This window comes from Gellertiella sp. DMC107, from assembly GCF_056313605.1.
This window is the reverse complement of the sequence record NZ_JBQUZZ010000002.1, coordinates 188,703-206,664: the sequence shown is the minus strand read 5'-3', so window position 1 is coordinate 206,664 and position 17,962 is coordinate 188,703. Positions and strand designations below refer to the sequence as shown.

At 63.7% G+C, this 17,962-nt stretch carries 16 protein-coding genes; 7 read left to right on the top strand and 9 right to left on the bottom strand.

The window, feature by feature from the left end; all coding sequences use genetic code 11:
* Position 1: 1 nt before the first annotated feature.
* From ACT54B_RS06435 to ACT54B_RS06415, 5 genes are all read right to left on the bottom strand, one after another.
* Positions 2-1,027: an ABC transporter ATP-binding protein gene (locus ACT54B_RS06435; protein ID WP_476043724.1), complete on the bottom strand. Its 1,026-nt coding sequence runs from the start codon at positions 1,025-1,027 to the stop codon at positions 2-4.
* Position 1,028: 1 nt separating this feature from the next.
* The gene (locus ACT54B_RS06430) at positions 1,029-2,039 is read right to left on the bottom strand and encodes an ABC transporter ATP-binding protein (protein WP_476043722.1); all 1,011 of its coding nucleotides are present in this window, start codon (positions 2,037-2,039) and stop codon (positions 1,029-1,031) included.
* Positions 2,040-2,042: 3 nt separating this feature from the next.
* Complete coding sequence (locus ACT54B_RS06425; protein WP_476043720.1) at positions 2,043-2,912, bottom strand: ABC transporter permease; 870 nt, start codon at positions 2,910-2,912, stop codon at positions 2,043-2,045.
* Positions 2,909-3,850 (bottom strand): ABC transporter permease, encoded by a 942-nt coding sequence (locus tag ACT54B_RS06420; RefSeq protein ID WP_476043719.1) that lies wholly within the window; start codon positions 3,848-3,850, stop codon positions 2,909-2,911. Before ACT54B_RS06420 ends, ACT54B_RS06425 begins: the two co-directional genes overlap by 4 nt.
* 70 nt (positions 3,851-3,920) lie before the next feature.
* A complete protein-coding gene (locus ACT54B_RS06415; RefSeq protein ID WP_476043717.1) occupies positions 3,921-5,498 on the bottom strand; it encodes an ABC transporter substrate-binding protein in 1,578 nt (525 codons plus the stop codon).
* A 185-nt stretch (positions 5,499-5,683) separates the two neighbouring features.
* On the opposite strand from ACT54B_RS06415, the gene ACT54B_RS06410 reads away from it, so the two are divergent.
* The 3 genes from ACT54B_RS06410 (at position 5,684) to ACT54B_RS06400 (ending at position 9,307) form a co-directional block, all read left to right on the top strand.
* Positions 5,684-6,304 (top strand): cupin domain-containing protein, encoded by a 621-nt coding sequence (locus ACT54B_RS06410; protein WP_476043716.1) that lies wholly within the window; start codon positions 5,684-5,686, stop codon positions 6,302-6,304.
* 633 nt (positions 6,305-6,937) lie between these two features.
* Entirely contained in the window at positions 6,938-8,665 is a 1,728-nt protein-coding gene (locus tag ACT54B_RS06405; RefSeq protein WP_476043714.1) for a methyl-accepting chemotaxis protein, read from the top strand.
* 228 nt (positions 8,666-8,893) lie between these two features.
* Positions 8,894-9,307, top strand: a complete 414-nt coding sequence (locus ACT54B_RS06400) for a DUF1801 domain-containing protein (protein WP_476043712.1) — start codon at positions 8,894-8,896, stop codon at positions 9,305-9,307.
* Between the two features lie 10 nt (positions 9,308-9,317).
* Here the strand turns inward: ACT54B_RS06400 and ACT54B_RS06395 are convergent, their stop codons facing one another.
* Positions 9,318-9,797, bottom strand: a complete 480-nt coding sequence (locus tag ACT54B_RS06395; RefSeq protein ID WP_476043710.1) for a cupin domain-containing protein — start codon at positions 9,795-9,797, stop codon at positions 9,318-9,320.
* A gap of 196 nt (positions 9,798-9,993) precedes the next feature.
* Here ACT54B_RS06395 and menC point away from each other — a divergent pair, with 196 nt between their 5' ends.
* Together menC and ACT54B_RS06385 are read left to right on the top strand one after the other, a co-directional pair.
* Complete coding sequence (gene menC, locus ACT54B_RS06390) at positions 9,994-11,163, top strand: o-succinylbenzoate synthase (protein WP_476043708.1); 1,170 nt, start codon at positions 9,994-9,996, stop codon at positions 11,161-11,163.
* Entirely contained in the window at positions 11,160-11,882 is a 723-nt protein-coding gene (locus ACT54B_RS06385) for a GNAT family N-acetyltransferase (protein ID WP_476043707.1), read from the top strand. Before menC ends, ACT54B_RS06385 begins: the two co-directional genes overlap by 4 nt.
* A gap of 5 nt (positions 11,883-11,887) precedes the next feature.
* Here the strand turns inward: ACT54B_RS06385 and ACT54B_RS06380 are convergent, their stop codons facing one another.
* A complete protein-coding gene (locus ACT54B_RS06380) occupies positions 11,888-12,322 on the bottom strand; it encodes an Lrp/AsnC family transcriptional regulator (RefSeq protein WP_476043706.1) in 435 nt (144 codons plus the stop codon).
* Between the two features lie 134 nt (positions 12,323-12,456).
* Here ACT54B_RS06380 and ACT54B_RS06375 point away from each other — a divergent pair, with 134 nt between their 5' ends.
* Both ACT54B_RS06375 and ACT54B_RS06370 read left to right on the top strand, forming a co-directional pair.
* Positions 12,457-15,501, top strand: coding sequence for an aminotransferase class III-fold pyridoxal phosphate-dependent enzyme (locus ACT54B_RS06375; RefSeq protein WP_476043705.1), 3,045 nt, complete (start codon positions 12,457-12,459; stop codon positions 15,499-15,501).
* Between the two features lie 121 nt (positions 15,502-15,622).
* Positions 15,623-16,636, top strand: coding sequence for an amino acid ABC transporter substrate-binding protein (locus ACT54B_RS06370; RefSeq protein ID WP_476043704.1), 1,014 nt, complete (start codon positions 15,623-15,625; stop codon positions 16,634-16,636).
* A 122-nt stretch (positions 16,637-16,758) separates the two neighbouring features.
* Here the strand turns inward: ACT54B_RS06370 and ACT54B_RS06365 are convergent, their stop codons facing one another.
* Both ACT54B_RS06365 and ACT54B_RS06360 read right to left on the bottom strand, forming a co-directional pair.
* A complete protein-coding gene (locus ACT54B_RS06365) occupies positions 16,759-17,394 on the bottom strand; it encodes an NrsF family protein (protein ID WP_476043703.1) in 636 nt (211 codons plus the stop codon).
* Positions 17,391-17,945, bottom strand: a complete 555-nt coding sequence (locus ACT54B_RS06360) for a sigma-70 family RNA polymerase sigma factor (protein ID WP_476043702.1) — start codon at positions 17,943-17,945, stop codon at positions 17,391-17,393. Before ACT54B_RS06360 ends, ACT54B_RS06365 begins: the two co-directional genes overlap by 4 nt.
* Positions 17,946-17,962 lie beyond the last annotated feature (17 nt).

The window sequence follows — 17,962 nt, the reverse complement described above, 5'->3', positions numbered from 1 at the left end:
GTCAGAGAGAGGGTTCGAGAGTGGCGGGACCGGGGGCCGGACCGACTGCCGCGATCTCTCCGGCAAAATGGCAAGCCGCCATGCCCCCGCCTGCGGGGCGCAGCGCCGGCTTCTCCCGCCGGCAGATCTCGGCGGCATGGGGGCAACGGAGGTGGAAGGGACATCCCGGCGGGATGGCGAGAGGGCTCGGCAACTCTCCCGAAAGCGCGGGCGCGATCCTGCGTCGCCGGACATCGAGGCTGGGCGCCGCCGCCAGCAGGGCCTGCGAATAGGGGTGGTTCGGCGCGGTAAACAGCGTTTCGGACGGGCCGATTTCCACCACGGAACCGAGATAGATCACCGCCACGCGATGGGAAACGTGCCGCACCAGCCGCAGGTCGTGCGCGACAAACAGCACGGCGAGGCCCAGCCGCTCCTGCAGATCGAGCATCAGGTTGACCACCTGCGCCTGCACCGACACATCGAGTGCAGAGACGAGTTCGTCCGCGATCAGGCAATCGGGCTCCACCGACAGCGCCCGGGCAATGGCGATGCGCTGCCGCTGGCCGCCGGAAAACTCGTGCGGGTATTTCGCGACCGCATCCGAAGGGAGGCGGACGAGATCCATCAACTCACCGATCCGGGCGCCGATGGCCGCGCCGGTGCGCATGCGGTGCACCGTCAGCGCTTCGCGCAGCATGTCGCCCACGGTCATGCGCGGGTTGAGCGAGCTGTAGGGGTCCTGGAAGATCAGCTGCACCCGGCGGTTATAGTCGCGCCGGGCCCGGCCGGCGAGGCCGGAGACCGGCTTGCCCTGAAACAGGATCTCGCCCTCGGTCGGCGGCACGAGGCCGGCAATGGCGCGGGCCAGGGTGGACTTGCCGCAACCGGATTCGCCGACGATGCCCAGCGTTTCCCCCCGGGCGACCCCGAGATCGACCCCGTTCAGGGCCCGGACGATCTTCGCCGGCCGCCCCATCAGCTGGTCGACCGGATTGCGGCTCTTTGCAAAGCGGACATGCAAATCGGAAACGGAAAGCAGATCCATGTCAAAGCTCCTCGATCATGCGGCGGGGATGATGGCAGGCGAGCATGCGGCCCGCTCCGATCTCGACCGGCGGCGGCAGGATCTGCCGGCACAGCGCCGTGGCATGGGGACAGCGGGCTGCAAAAGCGCAGGCCGCCGGCCGATCCGCCAGGCCGGATGGCAGGCCGGGAATGGAATAGAGCAGCGTGCGCGGCGCGACCCCGCGCGGGATCGATTGCAGCAGCCCCTCCGTATAGGGATGGGCCGCACGTTCGATCACCGCCTCCGTGAGGCCGGTCTCGCAGAGGCGACCGCCATACATCACCGCCACGCGGTCGCAGCTCGCCGCCACCACGCCCATGTCATGAGTAACCAGGATCACCGACATGCCGAATTCGCCGGCGAGCGACTGCAGAAGCCGGAGGATCTGGTCCTGGATCGTCACGTCGAGCGCGGTCGTCGGTTCGTCGGCGAGAAGCAGCGCGGGACGCGAGGCGAGCGCAATCGCGATCATCACCCTTTGCCGCATGCCGCCGGAGAACTCGTGCGGGAAATCGCCCAGCCGCGAGGCCGCGGCCGGGATACCGACCCGATCGAGCAGCGCGATGGCTTCGGCGCGGCGGGCGCGAGCATCAAGATCCGTATGGGCCGCCAGATTTTCGGTGATCTGCAAGCCCACCGGCAGAAGCGGGTTGAGCGAGGTCATGGGCTCCTGGAAGATCATCGCGATCTCCTTGCCCCTTATGTCGCCGAGTGCCCGCTCGGAAAGCGGCACAAGATCGCGCCCCTTCCAGAGGATCTGCCCCGACATCCGTCCACGCGGCCGGATGAGGCCGAGGATGGAGCGCAGCGTGATCGATTTGCCCGAGCCGCTTTCCCCCACGAGGCCGAGGATTTCGCCCTGCCGCAAGGTCAGCGAAACCCGGTCGACGGCCACGAGCGGCCGGTCGGGTGGGCCGAAGCTGGTGACGAGGTTGCGGATGTCCAGCACGACCGGGCGCTGGATCGCGTCGAATGGATTGTCGGAGATCACGGCTCAACGCCCCTTCGGTCGGAGAAGATCGGCAAGGGAATCCCCCATCAGGCTGAATCCCAGACCGGTCAGCACGATGGCGAGGCCCGGCATCAGGCTGATCCACCAGGCCGTCATGATGAAATTGCGCCCTTCGGCGATGAGAACACCCCATTCGGCAGCCGGGGGCTGTGCGCCAAGGCCGAGATAGCCGAGGGAGGAGCCGAGCAGGATGGCAAGCGCCATGTCCGTCATCCAGTAGACGATGACGGGGCTGATGGCGTTGGGCAGCAGGTGCCGGAAGATGATCCGGGCATCGGAATAGCCGAGCACACGGGCGGCAGCGGCATAATCCTGCGCCTTCTGCGCCATGATTTCCGCGCGGGTGAGGCGGGCATAATAGACCCAGTTCACGGCGGTGATCGCCACATACATGTTGACGAGGCCCGGCCCCAGGACCGCGACGATGGCGATCACCAGAACCAGAAAGGGGAAGGTGATGACGGCATCGACGATGCGGCCGAAGATCATGTCGGCAAGTCCGCCGTAATAGCCGACCAGCGCACCGGTCGCGACCCCGATGAGGAGAGCGAAGACGGTGGCGAAGAAGGCCATCTGCATGTCGACCCGGTAGGCCCAGAGCACGCGGCTGAGGATATCGCGCCCGAATCCGTCGGTGCCGAAGGGATGGCTGAAGGACGGCCCCTGCTGGATTGCCGTCATGTCGAAGGCCAGTGGATCGTAGGGGGCGAAGAGGCCCGGCATCAGCGCGATGAGCAGCGAGACGGCGATGATGCCGGTGCCGACCAGGAAGGCCGGTCGCCGGAAGGCAAGCGCCAGGAAGGCGGCAAGGCGGCTGCGCCGTGGCGGCGCGGTAAAATCGAGCGTGGTCATGCCTGGCGAAGCCTCGGATCGAGCCAGGACTGGACGAGGTCCGTGGCGAGGAATGTCAGGGACACGATGACGGCGAAGGTCAGCGTCAGCCCCTGGATCAGCGGATAGTCGCGGGCAAAGATCGCCTCCAGCATCAGCCGCCCGACGCCGGGCACGGCAAAGACGGTTTCGGTGACGAGCGTTCCGCTCATCAGGTTGCCGATCGACAGGCCCAGCAGCGTGACGGCGGACACCAGCGCATTGCGCAGCACGTGCCGGCTTAGGACCACACGGCGCGCCAGGCCCTTCGCCCGGGCGAATTGCACGAATTCCGCATCGAGCACTTCCACCAGCGAGGCCCTGAGATTGCGCATGAGGATGGCGGATGTGTAGAGCGCGATGCTGAGGGCCGGCAGGGCAAGATGGTAAAGATTGGCGAAGAAGCTGCGCCCGTAGCCGCCGACCGGAAACAGCCGAAGCTTTGCGCCGAGCACGGTGAGCAGCAGGAGGCCGATATAGAAGACGGGCATGGAAAGCCCGACCTGGAAGACGCCGCGAATCGCCACATCGGTGGTGCTGTTGACCCGCGTGGCCGCAAGCAGCGCGAGGGGTGCCGCCACCAGAACCGAGAGCGCCACCGCATAGAGGGAGAGGTAGAGGGTCACCGGCAGGCGCTCCAGGATCACCTCGATCACCGGCCGCTTCATCAGGATCGAACGACCGAGGTCACCGGTCAGCGTGTTCTTGACGAAATAGCCGAACTGGACCGGAAGCGGCTCGTTCAGACCCAGACGCTCGCGGATCTCCATGAGCTGCTGGTCGCTGGCCTTGGCCTCGGCCATGGCGATGGCGGGATCGCCGGGCAGAAGCCGCACGAACAGGAAGATGAACACCATCACCAGCAGAAAGGTCGGCACGATCTGCAGGAGACGGGAGAGAAGATAGGAAAGCGAAGGCATGAGGGCTCCCCGGAATGAAAAGGGGGAACAGGTCCCTCGCAGGACCTGTTCCCGAGGCAGGCGGGAGGGGTTACTTCGATTTCCACGCCGTGGAGAAATCATTGGCGCCCAGCGGCGACTGGACGTAGCCCTGCACGGACTTCGCAAGCGCCACCGCGAAAGGCGTTTCGTAGAGGAAGAGCAACGGCGCTTCCTCCGCGTAGATTTCCTGCATCTTCTTGTATTCCTCGCGGCGCTTTTCCGGATCGGTCTCGGTCATCGAGGTTTCGAAGAGCGCGTTGAAATCCGCATTGTTCCAGCCGGTGCCGACCGCCTGGCGATGCTTGTAATAGCCGAGCCAGCTGGTGACCTGCGCGGGGTCGTTGATGTCGTTCGCCCAGCCATAGGTATGGATGTCGAAATTGCCGGACCGGTTCTTCTCGCCGCGGGTGGGGCTGTCCACCTGCTCGACCTTGAGGTTGACGCCGATGCCCTGCCACATCTGCTGCAGCGCCGTGAAGAGGGTGGAATCATCCGCCGAACCGGCAAGCGTGGTCAGGGTGATGTCGAGCCCGCCCTCGATGCCGGCTTCCTTCAGCAGCGTCTGTGCCTTCGCGGGGTCGTAGGCATAGAGCGGCTGCGGACCGTAGTGATAGGTGGTCGCCATCGGCATCAGCGAGGTCATCGGCATGCCCGTGTCGAAGGTCACGAGGCGGATGATCGCATCCTTGTCGGTCGCATAGTTCAGCGCCTGCCGCACCCGCTTGTCGGCCAGCGGATTCTTCGATCCGTCCGCCTTGGCGTCGCGGCTGTTGATCGGCGCGTAGATGATGCGCGAGGACGGGAAGAGCTTCATGTCCAGGTTGGGATCGGCGGAAAGCTCGGCCACGCGCGAGAAGGGAATGAACTCGGCCCCTTCAACTTCGCCCGATTGCAGCTTCAGGATACGGGTCGCATCGTCAGGGATGATCTCGAAATCCACCTCGTCCAGATAGGGGAGCGGCTTGCCGTCCTCGCCGGGACGCCAGTAGTTCGGGTTGCGCACGAAGACCATGCGGGAGCCCTTCTGGTGTTCCTTCAGCATGAAGGGGCCTGAGGTGACCGGACCGGCAGCGTAAAAGGCCGCGGCCTTCTCCTGGTCGTTCGCCCCTTGCATCTTCTCATAGGCCGCCTTCGGCATGATGCCGGTGTTGAAGGTGGCGAGCACCGACAGGATCGTCGGATCGGGCTGCTTCAGCGTGAGCGTCACGGTCTTGCCGTCGCCCTTTACCCCGTCGACGGAGGCGAGCAGGTTGCCCCAGGGACCATCCGGATTGCGGGCCCGCTCCAGCGAGAAGACCACGTCATCGACGGTGAGCGCGGAGCCATCGGAGAACTTGACGCCGTCGCGCAGGGTCAGCGTGATGGTCTTGCCATCGGCCGAAACCTCGTGCTTTTCGGCCAGGCCCGGCTGCAGCGCGCCCTTCTCGCCATTGCGCAACAGCGTGTCGTAAAGGTTGGTCACCATCCAGATGTCGGGATTGCGCTCCGCCCAGACCGGGTCGATCAGCACCGAATCGTCATAGCGGGCGAAACTCATCTGCCCGCCCCGCTCGACCGCAAAGGCGGGAAGCGAGAGCGGCATCACCGCAAAAACCGCACCCATCAGCGACAGCATCGTCTTATTCATGTTGTTGAGGCCTCCCAATTTCGTTTACATGGCCCTGCGTTGTCGCTCCGCCTTCTCCGTCGCCGCGGAGAAATTTGTCGAGCGCCAAGCGGCATTTGCTATTATCAACGCAGAAAAGGTGGTTGCGCTCGACTTTAGATACACTAAAGTCAAACTCAGCAGCAAGTCAAGTGGAGATGCGATCGATGCCGGATCTGGCACCCTCTGCAGCAGAGGAAATGGCGACGAAAGACGAGGGCGTTCGGCTGGGACAGCTCCTTCGACAGCGGCGAAAAGAAATCGGCAAGACAATGAAGCAAGTTGCGCAAGAATGCGACTTGACCGAAGGCTTTATCAGCCAGGTCGAGCGTGGTCTGTCCGCACCTTCCCTGATTTCACTTTACAAGATTGCCAACTCTCTGAACGCACCAGTCGACGCGTTTCTTTCCGAACCGCCGCAACATGTTGCATCCATGGTTTCCCGGTCCGAAACAAGGGCGGGATATACTGTCGAGACAAAAGAGCGCGTCTACGAAATATTGGAGCGTGGCTTTCCTGGCGCCAAGCTCAACGGCTGCATAACGAGAATTCCGGTCGGATATGCTTCCGAAATGATGACGCATGAGGGGGAAGACTTCGTCTACATCATCGAAGGCGAAATCCTGTACGAAATCAATGGATCTCAATATTATCTCAAGGCGGGAGATACGTTGCACTTTCCGTCGTCGCTTCCGCATCGGGCTACAAATATCGGGACAATACCGGCCAGAGAGCTGTGGGTAGGGACAACACGCATCTTTAATGATGCTAAAAATAGTGCCGGCTAAAGCCTCAGAAGTTTACGTCTGCCTCACCGCTCCACCGGGACAGCCCGGTGCGGCGGACAGGATCCTGTCTCCCCTCATGCGGACGAACGAGCCGAACCGCGCCGCAAAAATCCGAGGGCGCGTCCGCCCTGCCTGTGGCGGTTCCAATCCGGTTGAGGCCTGGCCGATGTCCCGAAAGACGCAGGCGGTGGCTTCGTGCCTTCACAAGGTGGACCGTGAGCAGCAGAATGCCCAAACGAGCATCGAATGCACGTTTCACGGCAGGAAATTAGGAATAATTCGCCGACCTGCCACCTCATGGTTGTGGCGATTCTTAGAAAATCATTTCGGCAGCGGCCCGATCAGGGGATCCATGGCGATCCACGATTCATAATTTAGAAAATAAATTTTAAAATATAAAAGTCATTGAAGGAAATTTAACGGTCGGACGCTAGTTTTAGCATTGACAGCATTTGTCACGCTGCCGTGGTGAGGCGAGACCAGCCTTCCGATGCCACGCAGAGCATGAAGCTCCATCTATTGAAGTCTGGGGGGTGACACATGCGGAATATCCCGATCGTTGGAAAGTTTTTATTAATTATCGGTGCATTTGGCATCTTTTCACTCTGTACAGCCCTCTATTCCGGCATGTCGATGTCGGCAATCGATGATGGCTATATCAGCATGTCGAACGGATCGCAGAAGGCGGCCCTTTCGCTGTCCCGGGCGAACCGGTCGATCCAGGAAGCGCGTGCCGCCATGGGCGACCTGCTCATCGCCAATTCCGATGAGGGTAACCAGAATGCCTTGAAGGAACTGGAAGAAACCCGGAAGGGCTTCGAGACCTTCGTCAATGCGGCCATTGCCGCCCGTCCCGACGAACCGGGTCTGGCCGATTTGAAGGCGAAAGGCCTCCAGGCGCTGGATGTTGCCTGTGCTTCATCGGTGGAAGCCGGCAAGAATGCCAACGGGGCTGTCGAAAATGTCAGCGCCCAGGCCTTGTTCCTGCGCGACTGCCAGCCGCTTCTGGCTGCGCTGGCACCGGAAGTCACCAAGGTTACCGCCGATATGATCGGCGTCGCCGATCACGAACTCGAAGGCCTGACAGCCACGACGGACCGCACGGTCCAGCTCACGGTCGGCGCCGTTGTTCTCGGCATTATCGTGGTCATTACCCTCGGCTATTTCGCCATACGTGCCTGGCTGGTGCGGCCGATCACGGTGTTGGCCCGGGTGATGGGCGAAGTGGCGAATGGCGATCTCTCAGCCAATATTGTCGGCACCGACCGCCGCGACGAGATCGGCACGATGGCCAATGCCGTGCAGGTGTTCAAGGAAAACGGGTTGCGGGCCCGGGCCCTGGAAGCCCAAACGGAATCCATGCGCAGCGACGCCGAGCGCGCCCGCATGGCCGATCAGGAGCGGGCGGCCCGCGAGGCGGAGCAATTGAAGTTTGCCACGTCCAGCCTTGGCGAGAGCCTGTCGCGACTGGCCACCGGCGATCTCACCTGCCAGATCCACACCAGCTTTGCCGCCGATTACGAATCGCTTCGGCACGATTTCAATTCCTCGGTGGATCAGCTTGCCCTGACGGTCGGCAGCATCATGACGGCCATCGAGAACATGGAAAGCGGAACCCACGAGATTGCCGCCGGCGCCAACGATCTTTCCCGCCGGACCGAACAACAGGCCGCCTCCCTGGAAGAGACGGCAGCGGCTCTGGACGAGATAACGGTCAATGTCTCGGGGGCCAGCAAGCTTACCGCTCAGGTGCGCAGCGTGGCCGAGGCGGCCAATCAAAGCGCGGTGAAGTCTGCCGAAGTGGTCGGGCACACCGAAAATGCCATGCAGCGCATCGAAGGCAGCTCCCAGCAGATCTCGAACATCATCGGCGTCATCGACGAAATCGCTTTCCAGACCAATCTTCTGGCGCTCAATGCAGGGGTAGAAGCCGCTCGGGCCGGGGAAGCCGGCAAGGGTTTCGCAGTCGTGGCGCAGGAAGTGCGTGAACTTGCCCAGCGGTCGGCGCAGGCGGCGAAGGAAATCAAGGGACTGATCCACAATTCCACGGCGGAAGTCACGAACGGCGTCAACCTCGTTCGGGATGCCAGCGCCGCGCTGAAAACGATCGGCGATTATATTTCGGAGATCAACCGGCATATGCGGGCCATCGCCACATCGGCCGAAGAGCAGTCCTCCGGTCTCACCCAGATCAATTCGGCGGTGAACCATATGGACCAGTCCACCCAGCAAAATGCGGCCATGGTGGAACAGTCGACAGCGGCAGCCTCCTCGCTGTCCCAGGAAGCCACCCGACTGAAAGAGCTGGTTTCCCGCTTCCGGATCGGCTCGTCTGCTGGCCTCCATCGCCGCGCTGCATGAGGAAACGGCAGCAGCCGTTACCGGAAACACCTCTCGCAAAACCGCCGGCTCATGCCGGCGGTTCTGTTTTGGCAGGCCCGGGCATGCAGGCCCGGCGCTTGCCCATCCTCGCGCCCGTCCCGGTCATCCCCCATTTGCGGAGATTGACAAACGGTGGCTGAAAGGTTCCCCTTCGCGCACCGATCCGGCGGGCCCAACCCTCGGATTTTGCAAGCGAAAGGACAGGCCATGAGCGGCGCCGGGGAGAATGCAACAGACCTGATCGACCAGCGGATCGCCGCGCTCGAGGATTGGCGGGGCGGGGTGCTCGCGCAGGTGCGTCGCCTGGTGCAGGAGGCGGTGCCCGGCGTCATCGAAGAGGTGAAATGGCGGGGCGTGCCGGTCTGGTCCGCCGACGGGATCCTGTTCACCGGCGAGACCTACAAGTCGACGGTGAAGCTCACCTTCATGAACGGGGCGGCGCTTGAGGATCCCCACCGGCTGTTCAACTCCAGCCTCGAGGGGAATGTTCGCCGCGCCATCGATATTACCGAGGGCGCCTTTCCGGACGAGGCGGCGTTACGGGCGCTTTTCCAGGCGGCGGCCGAGCGAAATCGCGCTGCGGCGGCCGCACGGAAGGGAAAGAGCCGGTCGAAGACCTGAGGGCGACCCCTCAGTAGGGCGTGCCGTCCTTGTGCAGGTAGACCCACCCTCCCCTTTCGTCCTGCACCGCGCGGAGATCGTCTTCGGGATAGGTGCCTTCGTCGCCCGGCGTGCGGTCGCCCACTTCCAGATAGATCACCGGCTCATCGGTGCGATTGACGAGCTGGTGCGCAATGCCTCCGGCGGGAAAGCCGGCGCACAGGCCCGGCCGCATCGGGAATTCGCCACGGTCGGTGACCAGCGTCGGCTCGCCCGCAAGAATATAGACGAACTCATCCTGACGGCTGTGACGATGGAGAAGCGCGGAACAGGCGCCGGGCTCCAGGGTCGTGCGGTTGACGCCGAAATTCGTCAGGCCGAACGGATCGCCGAGCGGCTGTTTGATGCGCCCGGCCACCCTTGTGCGAAACGGTTCCGGATAGGTGGAACTGCGCTTGCGCGCCGTTGCTTCCGCCGCCGGCAAGAGGACCGGCCTGTCGTCCTGCTCCATGATCGGCTCCTTTTTTCCTGTCGATCCGCGGACAGAATGCGCGAAGAGAAATCGGAGCCAAAACCAAAAAAATTCAGGCGACCATCAGCAAAAAGCGGGCTTCGCCGCGTATTTATCCGCGATTTTGGTGTCCATGGCGGGTCTCGCTGAAATGCACGGCTTGCATTTGCCGTCGCTGCCGAATCAGATAGCGCCGATGAAAAAGGCCTTCTGGGCAAACGATAACGAGGATGACATGCAGGCGGAACGGACGGGCTCGGGACTGAAGATCGACAGCGCGGAACTGCGGCTCGTGCGGCTGGAACTGCTGACCCCCTTCACCATTTCCACCGGCACCATGTACGAGAAGATCATCCCGCTCCTGACGCTGCGGGCCGATGGAATCGAAGGCTATGCCGAGGGGGTGATGGACCCGCTTCCCGATTATCTCGACGAACAGATCGCCGGCGGCATGGCCTTGCTGCGCGATGTGCTGCTGCCGCAGGTCGTAGGCCAGAGCTTCGAGAATCCGGAGGCGGTCGAGCGCCTGCTCGCCCCCTGGCGCGGCCATTACATGACCAAGGCGATGATCGAGATGGCCTTCATGGACCTCTGGGCGAAATCGCTGGGATTGCCGCTGAAGACGCTGCTCGGCGGCTCGGGAGAGGCGATCGATGTCGGCGTGTCGCTCGGGATCGGTCCGATCCCCGAAACGCTCGACCGGGTGCGTGCCCATGTGGATCAGGGCTACAAGCGCATCAAGCTGAAGATCAAGCCGGGCCATGACGTGAAGCTGGTGGAGGCCGTGCGTCAGGCCTATCCCCACCAGTCCCTCAGCGTCGATGCCAACAGCGTCTATACGCTCGCCGATACGGGCAAGCTCGCCCGGCTCGACGACTATGCCATCGACTATATCGAGCAGCCGCTGGCCTGGAACGACATTCAGGACCACGCGACGCTCCAGCAAAGGATCCGCACGCCCATCTGCCTCGACGAGAGCATCCGCAGTGCGCGAATTTGCCGCCAGGCCCTGCAGATCGATGCGGCGCGGGTGATCAACATCAAGGTCGGGCGCGTCGGCGGCCATCTGGAATCGCGGCGCATCCATGATCTCTCGGCCGCCTTCGACGTGCCCGTCTGGTGCGGCGGCATGCTGGAAAGCGGGATCGGCCGCGCCCACAACATCCATCTCTCCACCCTGCCCAATTTTTCCAAGCCCGGCGACACGTCCTCCGCCAGCCGCTATTTCGCCCGCGATCTCATTCACGAAAAGCTCGAGACCGTGAACGGGCGCATGCCCGTGCCGGAGGGACCGGGCATCGGGGTGCATCCGGACTGGGATTTCATCGAGACGATCACGCTGTCTGCGGAGAGCTTCGGCCGATGAGCGAGATCCTCTACCGGCCCCTCGCCGGCATTTCCGAATTCAAGGCCGCCGAGGCCATGCAGCGCGCCGTCTGGGGCGAGGGCGACAAGGAAGACCCGTTCGACCTCATGATGGTGGTGCAGAACGAGGGTGGCCTCGTGGGCGGCGCCTTCGTGGATGGCAAGCTGCTGGGCTATGTGTTCGGCTTTCCGACCCGGGATCCGCTCGTGCAATATTCGCACCGGCTTGCCGTTCTGCCCGAGGCGCGCGGCCTTGGCCTCGGCGCCGGGCTCAAGCGCTACCAGCGCCGCTGGTGCCTGGAGAACGGCATCCGCCGGATCCGCTGGACCTATGATCCGCTGCGCAAGACCAATGCGGCGCTCAATATCCGGGTTCTCGGTGCGGAAGCCTCGACCTATTACCGGGATTTCTATGGCGAGATGACCGGCATCAACGAGGGGGCGCCGTCCGACCGACTGCGGGTGGATTGGGTGCTGGACGCACCGGTGGTGGAAAGCAGGATGGCGGGCAATCGCGACCTGCTCGCCCTGGAGGGCGAGATCCGCACCATTGCCATTCCTCCCGGCTTCGAGGACGCGATGAAGCGTGACCCGGCACGGGCGACCGCGCTGCGTCTCGACAGCCGGGCGCAGTTCGAGGCTGCCTTTGCGGAGGATTTCGTGATCCGGGATTTCGATCCGGAGGCTGCGGCTTACCGGCTGGTGCGCCAGCCCGCCTGAGCGCCTCAGGCGCGGTCGATTTCCCGGCGCAGCACGATGGTCGTCGTGAGGTCTTCGACCTCTTCGAGCGTCGCAACCGCATTGCGGAATTCGTTCAGTGCATTGATCGAGCCGACACTTGCCTCCACCACCAGGTCGATCTGGCCACTCACGGAGGACACGCGCTTGACGGCGGGGAGACCCGCCAACCTGTCGAGCACGTTCAGCGCCGGTGTCCGCCGGAGCGTGACGAGCAGGAAGAAGTCGATCGTCCCTTCCTCCAGTTGCCCGATATCGGCCCGATACCCGCGGATCACGCCGGTCTTTTCCAGCCGCGCCACCCGCTCGGTTGCCGCGCTGCGCGACAGGCCGATCCGCCCCGCCAGCGTTTTCATCGGAATGCGTGCCTCGCGGGACAGGATGCTGAGGATCGTCCTGTCGATGGCATCGATGTCCTGCATGGTTCCCTCCCCGTCATCCGCCGACAATATGCTGGTTATACCGGACACTCTGCCGGTGCAACCGACGAGTTGCCGGATGCGAAACGAAAGCGGGCATGCAAATCTGCGCCTATCGAATTTTCCGGAGTTGCGTGATGAACGACATGCTGAAGACCACACCTGCCTTTTCCGAAGAGGAGGCCAAGGCGCTGTTGCGGATGCATTTCGGCATCGAGGGGCAGCTTTCGCCGCTCGAAAGCGAGCGGGACCAAAATTTCAAGGTGAAGACCGAAGGCGGCGACATCTTCATTCTCAAGATCGTCAATGCGGCCGAACCGCTGGCGGAAAGCGATTTCCAGACGGCCTTCCTCGACCATCTCGGCCAGGCCGCGCCCGATCTGCCGGTGCCGCATCTGGTGGAATCCATAAAGGGCGGGTTCCTGGCGGAAGCGGTCGGCCCGCGCGGCCTCATCCACCGGGTGCGTCTGGTGCGCTGGGTGAAGGGCACGCCGCTGGCGGAAGGCGAGCGGAGCGAAGCGGTTCTGCGCGATCTAGGCCGGGTGCTCGGCACGCTCGCCCGCGCCTCCCGCGGCTTCATGCATGCGGGCAGCCTGCGCGACATCGACTGGAACCTGCTGCATGCGGACCGTTCACGCGGCCGGCTGGATCACGTCGCCGATCCCAAGGACAGGGCACTTCTGGAGCGGTTTCTCGCGCGCTTCGAAGGTGGCGTGAAGGACCGGCTCAAGCGGTGCCGGGCCGGCGTGATCCACAACGATGCCAATGACTGGAACGTGCTTCTCACCGCCGACGGCAAGGGGGTTTCGGGCATCATCGATTTCGGCGATGCGCTTTACGGACCGCTGGTTGCGGATGTGGCGATTGCGGCCGCCTATGCGGGCTTCGACCACACCGCCCCCATCGATACCGCAGCCGCCATCGTTTCGGGCTATCACGCCGTCTTCCCGCTGGAGGACGAGGAATTCGCCCTCCTCTATGATTGCATCGCCATGCGCCTCGTCACCTCGGTGACGATCTCGGCGTCGCGCCGCGAGGAAAGCACGGACAATCCCTATCTCTCCATCAGCGAGCGGGGGGCATGGGATTATCTGCGCAAGCTCGACCGGATGAACCCGCATTTCTTCACCGCCATCCTGCGGCGGGCCTGCGGGCTGGAAACCGTGCCGGGCGCCCGTGCCGTCTCCCGCTGGATCGCAGAGAACAGACGCAGCCTGAAGCCGCTGCTGACCCATCCTGCCGCCTTCTACCCCTCGGCGCTGGTGCCCTATGGCGATCCAGCCCATCCGATGACCGTGGCGTCCGCCGCCGAAGAGCCCGAAAAGGCGCAGGCGATCTGGGAAGAGGCCTGCAAGGCAAGCGGCGCAAAGCTCGGCATCGGCCCCTTCGGCGAGACGCGCTCGGTTTATCAGGGCGAGATGTTCGTCTCCCGCTTCCGGGAGAATACGCGCCGCGTCCGTCATCTCGGGCTCGACCTCTTCATGCCGGCGGGCACGCCGGTCTTCACGCCGCTGGCCGCGACCGTGCGCAGCGTCGAACTCGAAAGGGATCCGCTCGGCTATGGCTGCCTGATCGCGCTCGAACACCAGCCCGAGGGCGGTCCTGCCTTCGTGTCGCTCTGGGGTCATATGGCGCATGAAGCGATGGGCCGCCTGAAGGCCGGTGACCGGCTGGAGGCAGGCGCCCTTGTCGGCCATATGGGAGCGCCGGACGAAAATGGCGGCTGGGCACCACATCTGCACCTGCAGATTTCCGCCGATACCCGCCTTTCCGCCACGCAGATCCTCGGCGTCGGCGAAGACGCCTATATGGATGTCTGGGCCGAGCTTTTCCCCGATGCGCGGGACTTTGCCGGCGTCGCGCCCGAATTCTACGGGACGCCCGGCCGCAGCCGCGAGGAAATCGTCGCCAGACGCCACGAGATCCTCCTGCCGAATCTTTCGATTTCCTACGACAAGCCGATCAAGTTCGTGCGCGGCGAAGGCGCCTGGCTGATCGATGACCGGGGCCGCGCCTATCTCGACTGCTTCAACAATGTCTGCCATGTGGGCCATGCCCACCCGCAGGTGGTGGAGGCGCTCGCCCGGCAGGCCGCCATCCTCAACACCAATACGCGCTACCTGCACGACAACATCGTTTCCTATGCGGAGCGGCTTTCCGCCACCCTGCCGAAGGGCCTTGCCATCTGCAGCTTCGTCAACAGCGGATCGGAAGCCAATACGCTCGCCATCCGCATGATGCGGGCGAAAACCGGCAGCGAACACGCGGTCGTGCTCGACTGGGCCTATCACGGCACCACGCAGGAGCTGATCGACATCAGCGCCTACAAGTTCCGCCGCAAGGGCGGCAAGGGGCAGAAGCCGCATGTGCATGTGGCCGAGATTCCCGACAGCTACCGCGCGCCGGAAGACTGGCCGGCCGAAGAACATGGCCGCCGCTATGCGGAAAGCGTTGCCCGGCTGCTGGAGGACATGAAGAAGCGCGGCGAGAAGCCCGGCTATTTCATTGCGGAATCGATCCCGAGCGTGGCGGGCCAGGTTTTCCTGCCCGAGGGCTATCTCAAGGACGTCTACCGGATGATCCGCGAGGCGGGCGGCGTCTGCATCGCCGATGAGGTGCAGGTGGGTTTCGGCCGTGTCGGCAGCCATTGGTGGGCGTTCGAGACCCAGGGCGTGGTGCCCGACATCGTCACCATGGGCAAGCCGATCGGCAACGGTCATCCCATGGCCGCCGTCGTGACCACCCGCGAGATGGCCGATGCCTTCCATACGGGCATGGAATATTTCAACACCTTCGGCGGCAATCCGGTTTCCTCGGCGGTCGGCCTTGCCGTGCTCGACGTGATCGAACAGGGCAATCTGCGCGACAATGCGCTCCACATGGGCAATTACCTGATGGATGCGTTCCGCCGCATGCAGGCGCGCTATGACGTGATCGGCGATGTGAGGGGGCTCGGCCTCTTCCTCGGCATCGAGCTCGTCACCGACAGGAAGACCAAGGCGCCCGCCACCGATATTGCCCGGGCGATTTCCAACGGCGCCCGCGAACGGGGCATCCTGATGGGCACGGAGGGCCCGCATGACAACGTGCTGAAGATGCGGCCGCCGATGATCTTCACCAGGGCCCATGCGGACCTGCTGATCGAGGTGCTGGAGGATACCTTCGCCGCCGTCCTCGCGTAAGGCGGGCGGCGAAGCCGGAAACTGACTGAAAAATTCGGCTCTGCGAGCAACCGGAACCTGCGCCTGACGGCCAGGTCCCGGCACGGGGAAACTGTGTCCAAAAACTGAGGAGGAACAGGACATGAAGACTGCAATTACAACGGCGCTTGCCGCCCTTCTGCTCTCCGGCACGGCGGCCTCGGCGGCCACCACGCTGGAGATCGTCAAGCAACGCGGCACGCTGCAATGCGGCGTCAGCCAGGGCGTGGCAGGCTTTTCGGCCCCCGATACGGCGGGGAACTGGAGCGGCTTCGACGTGGACTTCTGCCGGGCGGTTGCCGCGGCGGTGCTCGGCGATCCCATGAAGGTGAAGTTCGTGCCGCTGTCGACCAAGGAGCGCTTCACCGCGCTTCAATCGGGCGAAGTGGATCTTCTTTCCCGCCAGACCACCTGGACGCTCTCGCGCGACGTGGACATGGGCATGAGCTTCGTCGGCGTCATGTATTATGACGGTCAGGCCTTCATGACCCGCAAGGATCTGAACGTGAAGAGCGCGAAGGAACTGGAAGGCGCCTCGATCTGCACCGAGACGGGCACCACGACCGAGCAGAACATGGCGGACTATTTCAGCGCCAACGGGGTGAAATATTCGGTCGTGACCTTCGAGCGTCCGGACCAGACCATCCAGGCCTTCGGCACCGGACGCTGCGACGTCTACACCACCGATGCTTCCGCGCTCTATGCCCAGCGCCTCGCACTTCCCGATCCGGACAAGTACATGGTGCTGCCGGAAGTGATCTCCAAGGAACCGCTTGGCCCGGCCGTGCGCCAGGGCGACGACCAGTGGTTCAAGATCGTGCGCTGGACCATGTTCGCGCTCACGGAAGCCGAAGAGCAGGGCATTACCAAGGAAAACGTGGCCGAGATCGAGGAGAAGGGCAATCCCTCCCAGAAGCGCTTCCTCGGGCAGGACAGCGAAGCCGGCAAGGAGCTGGGTCTCGACATGACCTGGACGGCCAAGGCCATCGGGGCCGTCGGCAATTACGGCGAGATCTTCGAGCGCAATCTCGGCGCGTCGAGCCCGCTGAAGATCGAGCGCGGTCTCAACAATCTCTGGAACAAGGGCGGCCTGCTCTACTCGCCGCCGGCCCGCTAAACCGCTCCCCAAAAGAAGATCCGCAGCCAGTTCCCAGGCCCTTCGGGCGGCACAAGCGGACAGAAGAAGCCTGAATTGCCGGCCGGCGGACCTTGTCCGCGGGCCGGTCTTTCCATGTCTCGCTACCAGCGCAGCAGGCGGCGTCCGGTGGCATAGCCGACAAGGGTTACCGCACCGATCGCCAGCATGTACCAGCTGGCCACGAAGAAGGGGCTGTCATCCGGGCAATGCCAGGCATAGAGCGCGGCGGCCATCGAACCGGCCGAAAGGCCTGCAACGGCGCCGGCAAGGCCCGGCCGCGCCGGGGCCCCGGTTCGCAAGGCCCACAAGAGAGCCGCCAGCGGCGCGGCCGACAGCACGGGAATAAAGAACAGGCAGAAGCCCGCATGCGCGCCGATCCAGCGCGCCTTCCAATCCGCTTGCGGGATGATCCGGGCCTCCAGGATGACGGCGCCGGCGAGCAGGGCTAGCGGCAGAAGCAGAAGCCACAGGGACCGGCCGAGATCTGTTTCGGGACGGCCGGCGGGCAGGACAAGCGCCACGGCCACGGCAGCCAGCGCCGCCGTTTCAACGATCTTGAAGGCCACGCGGGGGGTGAAGATCATTGCGGCCATATCGGGCCTCAGACCCACCGTCGCGAGAAGCAGAAGAGCGGAAAAAACGGCCCCGGCGAGCAGAAAGCGCGGCAGCAACCGCCCGACCCGCGCGGGTGACGGCGCATCTTCCTTCAGGAGGTTGATCAGCTCATCCGTTTTCATTCGCTTCTCCGATAAAGCGCCGCCAGGCTTTTCAGGGCCCTGTGCAGCGCCACCCTCACCGCCCCCTCGCTCATGCGGAGGCGTTCGGCCGTCTCTCTCACGCTCGCACCCTCGATGGAGATCGATCGCACGATGTCCCTTTGCGGATCGCCGAGCGTCGAGACCAGCTGTTCCGCGTCGAGGCGGTCGGACCGGTCCCGGTCTTCAGCAACCGCCAGCGTTTCCATCACGTCCTCGATCGTGACGGTCACCCGGCGGCCCTTGCGCCTCAGACTGTCGATCAGCTTGTTCCGGACGATGGCCGACAGCCAGGGGCCAAGCGGACGATCCGGATCCCATGTTCCGCGCTTCAGATGGATCGCCAGCAGGACATCCTGCACCAGATCCTCCGCATCGCCGGGCGGCGCACCCAATTCTGCACATCTCCTTCGCGAAACGGCCCTGAGATGGGGCGTCAGCGCCGTGAGGAACCGATGATAGGCTTTGCTGTCCCCCTCAAGCGAGAGCTTCAGCAAGGCAGCCCATTCGGTTTCGCGCGCTGATCGTTCCACCCAATGCCTTTCATACG